9 protein-coding genes and 1 tRNA gene are annotated in these 16,403 nt (G+C 50.4%); 8 read left to right on the top strand and 2 right to left on the bottom strand.

Annotated features, from left to right (window positions below; all coding sequences use genetic code 11):
• The first annotated feature begins 141 nt into the window (after positions 1 to 141).
• The 4 genes from pstS to pstB all read left to right on the top strand — a co-directional run bounded on the left by pstS (position 142) and on the right by pstB (position 4,217).
• Positions 142 to 1,266 (top strand): phosphate ABC transporter substrate-binding protein PstS, encoded by a 1,125-nt coding sequence (gene pstS / locus N24_RS13510; RefSeq protein WP_096458124.1) that lies wholly within the window; start codon positions 142 to 144, stop codon positions 1,264 to 1,266.
• 133 nt (positions 1,267 to 1,399) lie between these two features.
• Positions 1,400 to 2,467 (top strand): phosphate ABC transporter permease subunit PstC, encoded by a 1,068-nt coding sequence (gene pstC / locus N24_RS13505; RefSeq protein ID WP_096458119.1) that lies wholly within the window; start codon positions 1,400 to 1,402, stop codon positions 2,465 to 2,467.
• A gap of 14 nt (positions 2,468 to 2,481) precedes the next feature.
• Positions 2,482 to 3,405, top strand: a complete 924-nt coding sequence (gene pstA, locus N24_RS13500; protein WP_096458116.1) for a phosphate ABC transporter permease PstA — start codon at positions 2,482 to 2,484, stop codon at positions 3,403 to 3,405.
• A 38-nt stretch (positions 3,406 to 3,443) separates the two neighbouring features.
• Positions 3,444 to 4,217 carry a phosphate ABC transporter ATP-binding protein PstB gene (gene pstB, locus N24_RS13495; protein ID WP_066567834.1) on the top strand — a complete coding sequence of 258 codons (774 nt, stop codon included), beginning with the start codon at positions 3,444 to 3,446 and terminating at the stop codon, positions 4,215 to 4,217.
• 782 nt (positions 4,218 to 4,999) lie between these two features.
• Here the strand turns inward: pstB and phoU are convergent.
• A complete protein-coding gene (gene phoU / locus N24_RS13490) occupies positions 5,000 to 5,734 on the bottom strand; it encodes a phosphate signaling complex protein PhoU (protein WP_096458113.1) in 735 nt (244 codons plus the stop codon).
• A gap of 114 nt (positions 5,735 to 5,848) precedes the next feature.
• Positions 5,849 to 6,994: a tRNA dihydrouridine synthase DusB gene (gene dusB, locus N24_RS13485; RefSeq protein WP_096458110.1), complete on the bottom strand. Its 1,146-nt coding sequence runs from the start codon at positions 6,992 to 6,994 to the stop codon at positions 5,849 to 5,851.
• Between the two features lie 563 nt (positions 6,995 to 7,557).
• Here dusB and N24_RS13480 point away from each other — a divergent pair.
• The 4 genes from N24_RS13480 to N24_RS13465 all read left to right on the top strand — a co-directional run bounded on the left by N24_RS13480 (position 7,558) and on the right by N24_RS13465 (position 16,351).
• Complete coding sequence (locus N24_RS13480; RefSeq protein WP_096458107.1) at positions 7,558 to 9,066, top strand: acetyl-CoA hydrolase/transferase family protein; 1,509 nt, start codon at positions 7,558 to 7,560, stop codon at positions 9,064 to 9,066.
• Between the two features lie 169 nt (positions 9,067 to 9,235).
• Positions 9,236 to 9,308 (top strand) — tRNA-Lys (locus tag N24_RS13475).
• A 679-nt stretch (positions 9,309 to 9,987) separates the two neighbouring features.
• On the top strand, positions 9,988 to 14,796 hold the full coding sequence (locus N24_RS13470; protein ID WP_231911021.1) for a prealbumin-like fold domain-containing protein: 4,809 nt from the start codon (positions 9,988 to 9,990) through the stop codon (positions 14,794 to 14,796).
• A 79-nt stretch (positions 14,797 to 14,875) separates the two neighbouring features.
• Positions 14,876 to 16,351: a SpaH/EbpB family LPXTG-anchored major pilin gene (locus N24_RS13465; RefSeq protein WP_096458104.1), complete on the top strand. Its 1,476-nt coding sequence runs from the start codon at positions 14,876 to 14,878 to the stop codon at positions 16,349 to 16,351.
• Positions 16,352 to 16,403 lie beyond the last annotated feature (52 nt).

The raw sequence follows: 16,403 nt of genomic DNA, 5'->3' as shown, positions 1-16,403 counted from the left end.
CACAGTTTGTTAACCAATATGGCCTTAGTTAGTCATTTCCAGGTCTTAGGTTTTTAGATCGTGAGCAATCCGGAGGGAAACTAGCCCGCCTACAGGATCTGCTCAGACGATGTCTTCATTAAAAACTGGAAAGGCTTCCCCGTGAACCTCACTCTCAAGCGCTCCATCGCCCTCGTGGGCGCAGTTACCGCAGGCTCCTTCGCACTTGTAGCTTGCTCTGACTCAACCGGATCCTCTGACTCCACTTCTGCAGCTTCTACCGGATCTTCTGACTCCGCAGCTGTAGAGGGCCTTTCCGGTGTAACCGGTCAGCTCGTTGCTGAAGGTGCATCTTCCCAGCAGTCCGCAATGGACTACTTCGGTATCAAGTACTCCGAGGCAGTCAGCGGTGCATCCCTTGCTTACACCCCTTCAGGTTCCGGCTCCGGCCGCACCAACTTCGTTGCCGGCCAGGTTGCTTTCGGTGGATCTGACTCCGCAATGAAGGACGATCAGGCTGCAGAAGCTACCGAGCGTTGTGAAGGCAATGAAGCATGGCACCTGCCATTCGTCATCGGCCCAGTCGCTATTGCTTACAACCTTCCTGGTGTAGATTCCCTCAACCTTGACACCAACACCATCGCCCAGATCTTCAAGGGCGAGATCACGAACTGGAACGATGAAGCAATTGCAGCTCAGAACGAGGGCACTGAGCTTCCAGACCAGGACATCTCCGTTCTGTACCGCTCCGAAGAGTCTGGTACCTCTGACAACTTCCAGAAGTTCCTTGGCGCAGCTACCGACATCTGGGACACTGAAGGCCAGCAGTTCCCTACCGAGGTTGGCTCCGGTGCACAGGGCTCCAACGGTGTTGCCTCTGAAACCGCAAGCATCGAAGGCGCAATCACCTACGTCGAGTCCGGCTTCGCTACCCAGGCAGGCCTGGGCATTGCCAACATTGACTTCGGTTCCGGCCCAGTTGAGCTCAACTCTGAGTCCGTTGGCGTTGCACTTGGTGCACTCGACTTCCTGACCGAGGGCCACAACATGGTTGTTGACACCGACGCCATGTTCGCTATGAACGAAGCCGGCGCATACCCACTGGTTCTTACCACCTACGAAATCGTCTGCTCCGCAGGTTACGACGAGACCACTCGCGACCAGGTCAAGGACTTCCTGACCGTTGCACTGAACTCCCAGGATGAGCAGCTTGAAGCACTCGGCTACATCCCAGTAACCGGCGAGCACTACGACCGCCTCGTTGCAGCAGTTGACGCTATTCAGTAGCAGAGCAATGTAGCTGCCACCGTAGCTGCACTTTTAGCCAAATCGGGTGCCCACCCTAATCCAACAGGGAGGGCACCCGATTGGGCTGAAGAAGATTTTTTATCACCACGCCAGTTAAGGAAATAAACCACCAATGGCCACTAATGAGTCAGTATCGGAGTTACAGACTTTGGACGCATCCAAAGTTGAGGCACATCCAGTTGCCGTCAATGCGAACTCCTCACAGACCAAGCCTTCTAAGAAAATTGTCGCAGAAGGCGGCGGAAGCGTTAAACGCCCCGGCGACCGTATCTTCGAGTTCCTATCCACTGCATCCGCAGCAATCATTACTGCCATTATTTTAGCCATTGCAGCTTTCCTCATCTGGCGTGCCGTTCCCGCCTTGATGCGCAACGCTGAAGGCTTTGGTGGCTTCTTTACCTACACTGGCGCATGGAACACCACAGACATTGATGCAATGTACTTCGGTATTCCAAATCTACTGGCAGCAACCTTGCTGATCTCCGTTATCGCGCTGGTTATTGCAATGCCAATTGCGCTTGGAATTGCCATCTTCTTATCCAACTACTCACCAAAACGCCTGGTTAAACCACTAGGTTACATGGTTGACATGTTGGCAGCAGTCCCTTCAATCGTTTACGGTCTCTGGGGCTGGCAGGTACTTGGACCAGCTTTATCCGGCTTCTACACCTGGATTGAAAGCTGGGGCGGAAGCTTCTTCCTCTTCGCCACCTATCAAAACTCACCATCGTTTGCCACAGGCCGCAACATGCTCACCGGTGGCATCGTCCTAGCAGTGATGATCCTCCCGGTCATCGCCGCAACCGCACGCGAAGTGTTTGTCCAGACACCAAAGGGCCACATCGAATCCGCTCTTGCACTTGGCGCCACCCGCTGGGAAGTTGTTCGCCTCACCGTCTTGCCTTTCGGCATGTCCGGCTACATCTCCGGCGCAATGCTTGGCCTTGGTCGCGCACTGGGTGAAACCATGGCGCTTTACATGGTTGTTTCGCCATCCTCGGCGTTCCGCTTTTCGCTTTTCGACGGCGGCACCACCTTCGCAACCGCCATTGCCAACGCGGCACCAGAATTCAACGACAACACCCGCGCTGGAGCATACATCTCCGCAGGCCTTGTGCTGTTCGCCCTAACCTTCATCGTCAACGCTGGTGCTCGTTCCATGGTTAACCGCGGAAAGTAAAAAGGGGAAAAATCATGACTAACACTGTTGCAACTCCGCGCATGGACGAGCCACTAAAGAAGAGCTCAGCTTTTACCGATATCTCCTCCCGACGTAAATCCACCAACACGGTTGCCACCATCGTTATTTACGGTGCCATGCTTATCGCCGCTGTTCCGTTGGTATGGGTGCTGTGGACGGTAATCTCCCGCGGCATTAGCCCGATCCTCACTACCGAGTGGTGGCAGACCTCTCAGGCTGGCGTCATGTTGATGCTGCCTGGCGGTGGCGCTGCTCACGCGATGATCGGTACCTTCATGCAGGCGATCGTCACCTCATTGATCTCCATCCCAATCGGAATTTTCACCGCGATCTACTTGGTGGAATACTCCAACGGCAACCGCCTCGGTCGCCTGACCACCTTCATGGTGGACATCCTCACAGGTGTCCCATCAATCGTGGCAGCACTGTTCGTGTACTCCCTGTGGATCGTGCTCTTTGGCTTTGACCGCTCCGGATTCGCAGTATCACTATCACTGGTGATTTTGATGGTTCCAGTGATCATCCGAAACACCGAAGAAATGCTCCGCGTTGTTCCTCAAGACCTCCGCGAGGCATCCTACGCACTGGGTGTTCCGAAATGGAAGACCATCGCCAAAATTGTGCTCCCAACCGCTTTGTCCGGCATCGTCACCGGTGTCATGCTGGCCGTAGCCCGCGTCATGGGAGAATCCGCACCAGTCCTAGTTCTCGTTGGTTCTTCACAAGCAATCAACTGGAATCCATTCTCTGGACCTCAGGCCTCACTTCCACTGATGATGCTTGATATGTACAAAGCCGGCACCGCACCAGCAACACTAGACAAACTATGGGGCGCAGCCCTAACCCTGGTGCTTATCATTGCCGTCCTCAACATTGGCGCGCGAATCATCTCCGCCAAGTTCTCAGTCAAGCAATAATCAACTCAGCAAAGTTTAAACAGGAGTATCAACAAGCGATGTCCAAGCTCAAGCTCAATGATGTCAACATCTTCTACGGTGATTTCCACGCAGTCCAAAACGTTAACCTTGAGGTTCCTGCGCGTTCTGTCACCGCATTCATCGGACCATCCGGTTGCGGCAAATCCACCGTGCTTCGATCCATCAACCGCATGCACGAAGTAACCCCAGGCGCATATGTAAAAGGTGAAATCCTTCTCGACGGTGAAAACATCTACGGCTCCAAGGTAGATCCAGTAGCAGTACGCAACACCATCGGCATGGTCTTCCAGAAGGCCAACCCATTCCCAACCATGTCCATCGAAGACAACGTGGTTGCAGGCCTGAAGCTTTCCGGTGAGAAGAACAAGAAGAAGCTTAAGGAAGTCGCAGAGAAGTCACTTCGTGGCGCAAACCTGTGGGAAGAAGTAAAAGACCGCCTAGACAAGCCAGGTGGAGGACTTTCCGGTGGACAGCAGCAGCGCCTTTGCATTGCTCGAGCAATTGCTGTGGAACCAGAAATCCTGCTCATGGACGAACCTTGCTCCGCTCTTGATCCGATCTCAACCTTGGCTGTTGAGGATCTGATCCATGAGCTGAAAGAAGAGTTCACCATCGTTATCGTGACTCACAACATGCAGCAAGCTGCGCGCGTATCCGATCAAACTGCGTTCTATTCACTGGAAGCCACCGGCAAACCAGGACGTTTGGTTGAAATCGGCGCAACTAAGAAGATTTTTGAAAACCCAGACCAAAAAGAAACCGAAGATTATATTTCTGGTCGTTTCGGATAAATTTAGGGTATACTTAGTTCATCCCTTAAAGAGAAGCTAAAGGAGCGTCACTACGGTGACGCTCCATTAGTAATTTTTGGGCTATTCGTCCGCGTGTACTTTCGACACCAAGATTTTGGTAAAACGTACATCGCTTAAACATCGATCCAAGATCCGACTTGGGTCAAATTAGTGCCGAAATTGCTGTTTGCTCCATGTGGATTTAGGCGTTCGTGCGCTTGGTCGTGCGCTTGGCTGCATAAGACGGCATAAGACCAAACCAGGAGACCCAGAAATCACTTTTTCGACGTTTGTGGGTCTCTGTGTTTGGTGTATCTCCCTCAATACCAAACACAGAGACCCAACATTTAAGTTTTTGAAGATTCTGGGTCTCCTGGTTTGGTCGCTCTCAAATTTAAGCCGCTACCCTAAAAAGTCATACCTCCCCAGCAGCGCTTCTCACGGGTTTTCAAGGTCAAGTGCATGCAAATACTCATCCAGAAAAGCCCGAGGCCTTAAACAAGCGATAAACGCCTATGGCTCATTTTCATGGCGTCAGTTGTCGGGTTTCCCGAGTTGAGCCGAAATAGTGCCGAAATTGTCCTCATGCCAAAATTTGCACTGGTTAGAGTATTTCTGGTGAGATCACTTCATCTAGCGACCAAGGCAGTTTAAGCAAAGGGGGTGTTCCATCTCAATCAGATCGCTAAGAACCGGCGCAATCGGGCAACCGCTACTTCTTCTGTAGATAGGGCCAGGGATGATGTTATTGGTGGGGGAGGGAGGTGTCGAAAAGCAATTTTTTAAATCCCCGTGCGGAACTGCCGTTCCAGCTCTGCCCACCGCTTTTCCATGTCGGCCTCAGCTTCTTGCTGTTCGCGCTTGGCCATGTATTCCTCTGGGTGCAGCCCGGTGGAAAGGTAAATGATGCGACCTGCCACATTAACGGTGTGATCGGCGTAGCGTTCGTAGAACCGTGACAGCAAAGTTAGGTCAACAGCGCTTTTAGTGCCATGGGACCACGGGCGCATGGTGAGTACCCGCATGATGTGTTGGTGCAGATCATCCACCGCGTCATCATTTTCAGCCATTTCTAACGCGAGATCCGGTTCCGGATCGATGAGAATTTGGCGGATCCGATCAGTCATTTCACCCGTCAGGCGCGCCATTTCCTTAAAGTAGCCACGCATTTCCTCAGGGATAACGGGCTCTGGGTAGCGCCGGCGCACGGAATTGGCCACATGCATGGCTAGCGCGCCCATACGGGTGATTTCCTCCACGATATAGATGGAGGACACAACCTGGCGTAAATCGCGCGCCACAGGAGTTTCTAAGGCTAAAAGCTCAACCGCCTGGGATTCACACCTAGCGCGGAGCTCGTCTAATTTATCGGCATTACTCAAAGCGCTTTCAGCCGAGGCTAAAGAGGTGCGTAGGAGGGCATCAGTGGCCTTTTCCATGCACTCCTTAGTTACATCACACAGAATAATGAGGTCGTGTGCGAATTCGTCCAATTGCTGTCTATACGCGGTACGCATGGCAACACTATAAGACTGCCCTTTGTATTCTGCAGGCTTTAGACACGAAATTAAGGTTGAATCACCTAATAATGGGGGAGAGCCAACTATTTGATGAGGCAGGTTTCGCTCGAGTTATCCGCCGGAGTTTTCCATTTCTGCACCCACTGGGACAGTGTCATCCTCTGGATCATCCAACCAACCATCGGGGAGAGCGACTTTAGCTGGTGCTCCTTGGCGTCCGCGTGCACCATCGGCATCCTCAGCTTTGGCGGTTGAATCAGCCCACGGTGCCAACAAATCTTCGAGCTCTGAGTAGGTAGAGACCTTTGCAAGATTTGAGCGGAATTCGCCACCAACAGGGAAACCACGCAGGTACCAGCCCATGTGCTTGCGCAGATCGCGCAGCCCCTTGGTTTCGCCGTCATGCTGCATGAGAAGTTCAGCATGACGCAAAATGATCGTTGTGACTTCACCGAAGGTTGGTTCTTCTGGGATCTCTTCGCCACGAACTGCTGCGGAAAGCTCTGCAAATAGCCATGGCCTACCTAAACAGCCACGGCCAACCACAACGCCGTCGCAACCTGTTTGTTCCATCATTCGGGTTGCGTCCGACGCTGCGAAAATATCGCCATTTCCCAAGACAGGGATGCCAGTATCAGCAAGATGCTCTTTAAGGCGAGCAATCTCGTTCCAATCAGCTTCACCGGAATAACGCTGAGCCGCAGTACGAGCATGAAGGGCCACTGACTTTGCGCCGGACTCCACTGCGATCCTGCCAGCATCCAAGTGCGTATGGTGCTCATCATCAATTCCAACGCGGAACTTCACGGTAACCGGAATATCGGTACCTTCGGTGGCTTTAACCGCAGCGGAGACAATGTTTTCAAACAGACGGCGCTTATATGGAATTGCAGAACCACCACCCCTGCGCGTCACCTTGGGAACAGGGCAGCCGAAATTCATATCAATATGATCAGCCAAATTTTCATCAACGATCATTTTGGCAGCCTCATAGGTGTACTTAGGGTCCACGGTATAAAGCTGCAGGCTGCGTGGATTTTCATCCGGTGCAAACGTGGTCATGTGCATGGTTTTCTCATTGCGCTCCACAAGTGCACGAGCAGTGACCATCTCACAGACATACAGCCCAGAAATTGTTCCAGTACGCTGCATTTCCTGTTCGCGGCACAGCGTGCGGAAAGCAACGTTTGTCACCCCAGCCATGGGAGCTAAGACAACGGGGGAAGCAAGATCAAAGGGGCCGATTTTCAAAGTCACCTATCTATTGTCTCCCTGAATTCGGTGTGAACAAAATAAATGTGAGCGGAACATGACTATTGCCCGAATGTGGTGTGACGGTTCAAAGCGAAGCAGTTTTTTAAGAAGCTTGTTAACGCGGGCCAAAGAGCGAGCCAAAGAGCGAGCCACAGCTGGATCTAAAGCCTGAGTCAAACTTGGATCCCAACAAAGTTTCAAGCAGGAGCCCAGGCCGGATTCTCTGCGGGAGTTTAAACAGAAGCCTAAACGTGTGTCATGCAAAAATGGGGGTAAAACCAAGCCCTGAAATCCCACGTCACGGACACCGTTCGGGCATTTCCTGCCATGATGGTTTATCCTTGGGGACACAACATCTAAGTGGGGTACATCATAAACTTCAACAGGAAGTGACTTAGCTGAATTAGTTGGTCATACCTTGAAGTGGTGGTGTGAACTGCGTTAACGAATTTCGTCGGACTTTTATCGGTCCGCATTATTTCTGCCTGGGATAAAGCGCTTGCGTTCGCTCGGGGGTAAAGGTGCGGAAACGGTTTAAAAAGTCCGATTACCTGAGGAGGTATTCAATGTCTGATCGCATTGCTTCAGCAAAGCTGCGTTCTAAGATCATGTCCGCCGATGAAGCGGCCCAGTTTGTTAACCACGGTGACAAGGTCGGTATGTCCGGCTTTACTGGCGCTGGCTACCCAAAGGCGCTGCCAACCGCTATTGCTAACCGCGCTAAGGAAGCACACGGCGCAGGCAATGACTACGCGATTGATCTGTTCACCGGCGCTTCTACCGCACCAGACTGTGATGGTGTTTTGGCTGAAGCTGATGCAGTTCGCTGGCGCATGCCTTACGCATCTGACCCAATCATGCGTAATAAGATCAACGAAGGAAAGATGGGATACTCTGATATCCACCTTTCTCACGCTGGCCTGCAGGTAGAGCAGGGCTTCTTCGGCAACCTTGACGTTGCAGTCATCGAAGTCACCCGCATTACTGAAGATGGACACCTGATTCCTTCTTCCTCTGTTGGTAACAACGTTGAATGGCTAAATTCGGCTAAGAAGGTCATCCTCGAGGTCAACTCTTGGCAGTCCGAAAACCTTGAGGGCATGCACGACATTTGGTCTGTACCTGCCTTGCCAAACCGTGTTGCAGTTCCAATCAGCAAGCCAGGCGATCGCATCGGTGTTCCATACATCGAGTTCGACACTGACAAGGTCGTTGCAATTGTTGAAACCGACATTGCAGACCGCAACGCACCATTTAAGCCAGTCGATGACATTTCCCAGAAGATCGCTGGAAACTTCCTTGACTTCCTGGAAAGTGAAGTTGCTGCAGGTCGCCTGTCCTACGACGGCTACGTCATGCAGTCCGGTGTGGGTAACGTTCCTAACGCTGTGATGGCAGGCCTGCTGGATTCCAAGTTTGAAAACATCCAGGCCTACACCGAAGTTATCCAGGACGGCATGGTTGACTTGATCGATGCTGGCAAGATGACTGTTGCTTCTGCAACTTCCTTCTCCTTGTCTCCTGAGTATGCAGAGAAGATGAACAACGAGGCTAAGCGTTACCGCGAGTCCATCATCCTGCGCCCACAGCAGATCTCTAACCACCCAGAGGTCATCCGTCGTGTTGGCCTTATTGCCACCAACGGCCTCATTGAGGCTGATATCTACGGCAACGTTAACTCCACCAACGTTTCTGGCTCCCGCGTCATGAACGGTATCGGCGGATCTGGCGACTTCACCCGTAACGGCTATATCTCCAGCTTCATCACCCCTTCAGAGGCAAAGGGCGGCGCTATCTCCGCGATCGTTCCTTTCGCATCCCACATCGACCACACCGAGCACGATGTCATGGTTGTTATCTCTGAGTACGGTTACGCGGACCTTCGTGGTCTTGCTCCACGTGAGCGTGTTGCCAAGATGATTGGCCTGGCACACCCTGATTACCGTCCACTGCTCGAGGAGTACTACGAGCGCGCAACCTCCGGCGACAACAAGTTCATGCAGACCCCTCATGACCTTGCAACCGCCTTTGATTTCCACATCAACCTGGCTAAGAATGGCTCCATGAAGGGCTAATTAAACTTCAGGTTTAAATAGAACATGCCGTCACCTTGAAACTGATTTGAGGTGGCGGCATTTTCTTATCCTTAACCGCAGTACATTAGCCCAGTTCAGCACATATTTTTATCGATATTCGAGGCCGATTTTATTATGTGCGGTTCCATGTACTAATATAGTCAGAGTTGGGCCTATAGCTCAGTTGGTAGAGCTACGGACTTTTAATCCGCAGGTCTTGGGTTCGAGTCCCAATGGGCCCACATATTTATCCCCCGTTTCAAGTTTGACTTGAAACGGGGGATTTTTACATTCCGGTAAGGGGCATGGTCGTACGGGGGAAGGGCTTTTGCTTTTCGACGCATCCCCATAAGTCCAACTCCATCAGCCTGGCCTATTACTGCGGGTAGTAAATCCGATTCCATGCCTGTGGCGTTTCTAGGAAGTGAAGTTAGTCACTGGGTTTATGAGAGAAATCTAAGAATATTCTAAGCCGTTTACTTTATGATCACGGTTGATGTGAAAGTAATAGACATGGATAAATATATTCCATTACCCGGGATGATGGGTGTGGTCTTTTTTAGGGGCTTGGGTGGGATTGAAAGGGGTAAGTTAGCTCGGGTGTGGGGCTAGGGGTGGACTTGATGGAGCATGAAGTGCCAGCTCAAAAGTATTGACTCATGGACTTAATCCTCTTTTGCACCGTCAGGGGGTTCCTATTTGTCGGGTCGGTTTGAGGGGTTGCGAATTTGTTTCAAAGGTACAGGGAGGGGGTAATTGAGAGGGGGTAATGGCGGGTTGAATACGTCACTCCTATCAATGAATGTTTCTAAGAAACTGTGATAGCAGTTGTGACACCCTGAAATTTCTTAGAAATACCTGTTTTGACGTTTCGGAAATCCTGTTGATATCTTCTGCGTAGATAGAGATAAAAATGTAAAAGTGGAGGTTACGGCGTTGTTCGGACGTTTCGGCCGAGCGCAAACCCGCATGAAAGCAATGTGTGCAGCAGGGTTTGCCTCGCTGTTAGTTGTCATGTCACCTTTTTCGGCAGGTGCGGTTCCATCGATTGATAATTCCGATCCATTGGTCATATCTGATGAACTACAAGATGTGATGCCAATCGATAACGTTGACAATTCCGACGTTGAAACCTCTACTGATGAACCACAAGTTGACGATCTAGTTGATCCGGAAGTTAGCGAACTAGAAACCACGGATTCTGTAGATCCAGCAGATGCTGTTGAAGTTAACGCTCTTGATGGACTCTTGGCAGAAACCAACGGACTCCTTAATTCACTGATGGCAACCACATCAGGTGATATTCCGTTTACTCTCGACGAACCTCACATCAAGTGGGAAGTAAAAGCCGGAGATGACTATGTCGGCGGAGCTACCGTTGAGGTCAAAGGCCCTCGTACCTCAACTCGGTGGCTGATCTGGGAGACCGTTTCGTGGGGAACTCCGTGGACAGTTAAAGACTGCGTTGCTGATGACGGAAATTGTGATGGGTATTGGGATCAAGACCCAAATCCTGGAAAGTTCGCAATTGCTGAACGAAAAATTGGTACAGGCAGCGCAGCAATTGAACACGGTGAAGTGTTTGCGATTAGGCCTTTGTCGGAAGATGCGCCTGCCGGATACGAGTGGGTAACTCCCACAAATTCGTGGAGTGAGATGTCTAGTAATTCAAACACGATGCCGACTAGTCAATGGCCTAGATCTCAACCTGGGTACCTATTTCCTACGCCCCTGGAAGTAGGTGAAGGTGCTTCATTGACGTGGAAGGTTACCCACAATGGTATGCCTGTTGGTGGAGGTATTGTCGAATTAAGTGCTGGTGGAACCTCGCAAACCAAAGAACTGAGGATTCGTGATTGTGTTGAAGCACCGTGCGCGCCAGTATCTATGGATATGGATCCTGAACCTGGATCTTTCAAAGTCTCAATGCTTTATAAACCAACCGCTTCAGGCTTTGACATTGAAAAAGTCTCTCGGTCTTTGAGCTATACGGTTACACCTGCGGATTCTCCTGTTGGTTATAGCTGGCGAAATGAGTCTTCTATCTCTACCTCTTCAGTGGGGGGTGCGGGTGCACGCTACCTTGGTGAACTTCCTTTGCAAACTGCATCTACGATGTCGTGGTCGGTCTTAGGGCCCGGCAATAGTCCTGTAGGCAACGCAACCGTTAGGGTCCAACAACGTTCAGGTTGGAGCTGGATCGGCGATTATTATGTCACCGACTGCGCTGAGGCTCCATGCCATCCAACATCAATGGACCAAGATCCACGACCTGGCCATTTTAAGCTAGATAGCCTTCGAGAATTTGATGGGACTAAACAAGTTTCACATCAGATCGATCCAGCGGCCCGTTATCGTGTCATACCCGCTGGTTCGATAAATGGATATACATGGAGGAGTACTTCACCTGTAGAGTCTTCCGGAAGTTTTCAAAACGGGCACCTAGAGCTACCTGATTTACTAGTGTCTAGTCGTGCCTCATCTTCACAGGTGTGTGTGGACCCGGGAACTACGTATTTCTCGCTCGAGCGAATAAATTCAAATGGAGCTCGGATTCTTCAGCTTAGTTATAACTCTGCTGAAACCAGTATTAATAGTTCAACGAATACAGTTTCTAATTCGAGCCTTTCTGCCTTGGTTGAACCAAATCAGACGCCGAATGCTTTAGGTGTTACCCCAACTGGAATTTTTTATTTCACTGGTCAAATTGGCAACTCGGATAATACATCAATGCGTAATACCACGGTGTATCGTTTTGATCCTTCTGTAGATCGTGCACCGTACCCGGTGTTCAACATGGATTTGCTGTCTCCAACTACAGGAACAGTTGTGTCTGGTGATGCAACTGTCTATCAGGGCCGTGAAGAGTTCTATTACGCCTACTATTCAAATTCCCCTGAAAGCGGGGCTATTCGATTCCACCTGTACCGCTATTCACATGGAAATGGCGCGCGCACTGGTGAAGTTAAACATATCGATGTGCAAAAGCCCAGCGACTTTGGAGATTCCATGAACGGAGACTTCTCTTTCGATGCGCAAAATAACATTCAATTTATCGTATCCAATCACAATGGTTACTCCGTTTCTGGTTCTGTCAATAGTCAAGATTTCCTCAATGAACCAAGTGCGCATTCCTTACCGGAGGTGCAAACAATCACTGGAACAGGTCAAGCTTCTTCTGTGCGTGGCGGAGTTAACGGAAACTCAGGAATCAACGGTGTGACCTACACGGCCAATGGTCGAGCCATCATCCAGCAATCAGGTAACAATAGGAATAGTTTGGTTGATTTACCGAGCCTGAATACAACAGGATCACGAAATTTCACTGGTAGATCGTTGGTGGATCTGGCTGGATGCGCTAAACCAACCACTGTCACAGTTAAAAAAGAGCTAACCGGTGACCGCGTTAATGCTGATGATCAATTCCAGCTCAATGCGGAACGTTCTGCTGGCAGTACACGCGACCAATTTGCCAGTGTGACAACCACTGGTGGCGCAACCGGTATGCAAAAGGAACAAGTGGGTCCTTTTGTGACCACGCTGAATGGAACTTTCAAAGCGAGTGAGACTTTCGTCAATGCAAATAAAGAAGATTACACCACGACATGGGCGTGCTATCCACAAGAAGTGAACGGAAACCTTGGAGAAGCTTTTGCCCACGGCGAAGGTACAAACTTGCAGTTCGCACTTTCAGGCTCAGAGAAACCTGCAGCAGTTACTCCAGGTTCCAACCTGGTGTGCATTTTTACTAACTCGCCGCAGCGTGAGCAATTGATTGTGTCTAAAACATCGAACCCGGCGTCCGGTGAAGCCGTTAATGAGGAGCAGATTATTAAATATGATCTGGTTTTTGATAACTCCACAGGTACTCTTCCTGCGCAGGTTGATCACATTGATTACCTAGCAGATGTTGTAGATGACGCATTCTTTGTTGATGCGGAAGGTAATAAGCTTTTGGATAAGCCTGAGGTTACTGTCGATGGAGAAAATCTGGAAGCTGAATGGGCAACCACAGATACGCAATTGCATATCAAAGGCTCTGTCCCTGCAAGTGGCAAATCTACGGTGAGTTACCAGGTAAAGGTAAAGCCAAATTCGATGAACATCGAGACACGTCGAAGCGCTGAAAACAATGCGGGTTTCTATGTGCAGAACTTCCTCGCTAAAGCCGATGTTGTTCTACCGAAATTTTGTACCTCTGAGGTAGAAGAGGGTGTTTATTGCGTCATTCATCCTGTCAATGCGTGGACTATCTATAAGGACTCCAAGCCTGCAAGTGGGGCGCGACTTCACGAAGGTGGCAATGCTCACTACCGCCTTGTTGCCGAGAAGTTGACTCCACAGACAACGATCGACAACTTGGTGATCACTGATGATCTGACCAATGTGTTTAAGACTGCAGGTTTTGCTCCTGACGCCGCAGTTCCAGGTGGTGCATTGAGCCGAGGAGTGTACTTCTTTGACGCTCAAAACAACTCGCTCGATGCGACAGGGGACTCTACAATCAACGCGGATATCCTAGAACCCGGTCAAGCGGCTTATCCCGGAACTGACGATTCATTAGTTCCAACATTCAACGGTGAGCGCTGGATTCTTGAAACACAACCTCTTGCTGTGCCTAAGAATGCAGAGCGCGTGGAATTGTGGTTTGCAGTAGAAGCGGGCAACAAGAAACAAATTCCAGGCACCTGGCCGAAAAATGACTCTGACATTGAGCAAACTCCAACAATGGGCTCGAAGTTCACCAACTACGTTACGGCGACTGCTTCTCAAAACCCAGCGGTCTGCGTTACCGGACAGGTAGTAGGCGATCCTAATGCTTCGGGTATGGATCCAAACTTCCCGATTAACTGTCAAGTAACCCATGAGCTCCAAGCGAACTACTTCACTATCCGTAAAGATGCTCAGGGCCCTGGTGTGGATCAGGTTAACCTCAATGAGTATGGCGACGTAGCGAACAGCGATTATGGCTTTGATAAAACCGGTATGTGGAATATGGTCGGCCACAAATTCGAGATCCGTGACAATAACAATGGTCAGCCCTCTGAATTGCCATCAGTCAAGCTGTGCCGCGCAGAGTACAACCCAAGCACGGGCTGGGATGGATCTACGTGGATTAGCGATGCAACCAACGCTGATTGGGGGGAAAACTCTGGAACCCTTGCGGCGATTAAGCAGTGGAACAACGAGAATCCAGATAATGAGTTGCCACTGTGTGCGCTGATTTATGAGCAAGGCAATATCGACGACCTTGGTGCGTCGACTGCTGGTGGACAAACAGGTCGTTGGCGTTCTGAAAACCTCGAAGCAGGAGAATATTGGCTGGTTGAGACAAAAGCACCAACGCACCAGATAAATAGAGACGGCAAACAAAAACGTGCGGTGCCAGGAGTTCAACTCTTGGCAGAACCAATCGCATTTACTGTGTGGCCAGATGCAGAAGGAGAATCTCCATCTGCAGGTGGAGCCATGTATGGGCGCGGCCAACTTGATGTCAGCCCTGATGGTTCTTTCACTGATTGGCAAGAGCGCTGTATCCCCGGAGACAACGTCGGCGAGCGGCCTACCGCATGTGTGAACCCGACCGGTTATCTCATGCTTGTCAAGGATGTCACCACGATTACTTTGCCACTGTCAGGTGGCAAGTACCTGGAGGCGATCACCATTGCCGGTTCGGTTTTGTTGGTTCTTGCTGGCATCGGAATTTTTGTTTGGAGGCGACGTGAATAGTTAAGTTTGGCCGAGTTTCCAGAACGTTTCCTTCAATCACATATCTAAAACTCTCATGTTTCCTTAGAAAGGGAAATCAATGACTACCTCAAAGACGAGGAAATTCTTCCTCAAAGCAGGCGCCTTGCTTGCTGCTGCTTCCCTTGCTTTCACTGCAAGCCCAGCGATGGCTCAGGAAGACCCTGCTGTAAATGCAATGCCTGAGACCTCCAACATCATCATCACCAAAGTTGAACAAGGTGCTGCTGCTGGTGTTGAGTCCAACGGCACGGAACAAGATCCTGCTGGTGATCGCATCGAAGGCGTGGAATTTGAAGCCTACTCAGTTCCTTTGGAAAAAACCGCTGGCACTGAAGAGTGGCAACAGGAAATTGCAGGCTTTGATCTAGAAGCCGCAAAGACCAAAATTGGAAACGATCCAACTCCTGTTGCTGGACCTACCAAAACTGATTCAAATGGTGTTGTTGAGTTCAAAGATCTTGCTCGGGGCCTCTACCTGATCCGTGAGACCAACACCCCTGCTGGTGTTGTTGCTGCAAATGACTTCTTGGTTGCTGTGCCACAGACCAACCCAGAAGGTACTGCTTGGTTGAGCAATATTTACGTCTACCCCAAGAACGATGTTGTCTCTGCTACCAAGACTGTTGAAAACGCAGATGATTTTGTCACTGGCAATGTTGTTACCTGGACAATTAATGCGGACAACCCTCAGGTTCGCAACCACCTAGACGGTAAATTCGAGCCAATCACCAAGTTCGAGATCCGCGATACGCTTATCGACGCTGAGCTCTCCACCACCGAAGCAGACGTTAACGTCACTGCCCCTGCTGGTCTGGTTAAAGGCACTGACTACAAGGTAACTGTTGCTCCTGCTGCCGAAGGTGAAACCCTCGTTACCATCACTTTTGAGGAATCAGGTCGCGTAAAGCTTGCTGCTGCTTTGCCAGATGCTGATCAAGTTGTTGTCACCCTTGACACTGTCGTTCACAAGTCTGGTGTTATTGATAACACCGCAGTCATCGATCACGGTGGCGATTCTGTCTATAACACCGACGAGGGTGGAAAGCCTGAAATCCGTTACGGTGACATCACTGTTATCAAGAAGGATGAGAAGGGCACCCTTCTTCCAGGCGCTGAGTTCCGCGTGTACCTGACCGAAGAATCAGCTAAAGCGAAGGGTGACGGCTACCTCACCACTGAAAGCAACACAAACGGATTGTGGATCACCGGTGAAAACGGTGAGGTAAAGATTGCAGGACTGCGTGACAGCAACTTTGCCAACGGTAAAACCACAGATGAAGAGCAGAAGTACTGGCTTGTAGAGACCAAGGCTCCTGCTGGACACCAGCTGCTTGCTCAGCCTGTCTCATTCACCGTTAATGGCGAGGATCTCACCCTGACTTTGGATGTCACCAACGCATCCAACTCTGGTAACGGTTTCCAGCTGCCACTGACTGGTGGTACCGGTACTGCGATGCTGACCATCTTGGGTATTGCAATTCTTGGACTGGTTTTGTTCTTCGCACGTATGCGTCGTAACAACGAGTCTGCATAAACCAACCTTGTTACCTGCGCTTGATACAGAAGCGCAGGTAACAAAACTATTT

Source organism: Corynebacterium suranareeae (genome assembly GCF_002355155.1).
GTDB lineage: Bacteria > Actinomycetota > Actinomycetes > Mycobacteriales > Mycobacteriaceae > Corynebacterium > Corynebacterium suranareeae.
Note: the sequence above shows the minus strand (reverse complement) of the source record. Positions and strands in the feature narration are given on the sequence as shown.

What these genes read in the sequence shown, in the direction of transcription:
- pstC (WP_096458119.1), top strand. Translation starts at nt 1,400, where the DNA reads ATGGCCACTAATGAGTCAGTATCGGAGTTACAGACTTTGGACGCATCC.
- pstA (WP_096458116.1), top strand. Translation starts at nt 2,482, where the DNA reads ATGACTAACACTGTTGCAACTCCGCGCATGGACGAGCCACTAAAGAAG.
- pstB (WP_066567834.1), top strand. Translation starts at nt 3,444, where the DNA reads ATGTCCAAGCTCAAGCTCAATGATGTCAACATCTTCTACGGTGATTTC.
- phoU (WP_096458113.1), bottom strand. Translation starts at nt 5,734, where the DNA reads ATGCGTACCGCGTATAGACAGCAATTGGACGAATTCGCACACGACCTC.
- N24_RS13480 (WP_096458107.1), top strand. Translation starts at nt 7,558, where the DNA reads ATGTCTGATCGCATTGCTTCAGCAAAGCTGCGTTCTAAGATCATGTCC.
- N24_RS13465 (WP_096458104.1), top strand. Translation starts at nt 14,876, where the DNA reads ATGACTACCTCAAAGACGAGGAAATTCTTCCTCAAAGCAGGCGCCTTG.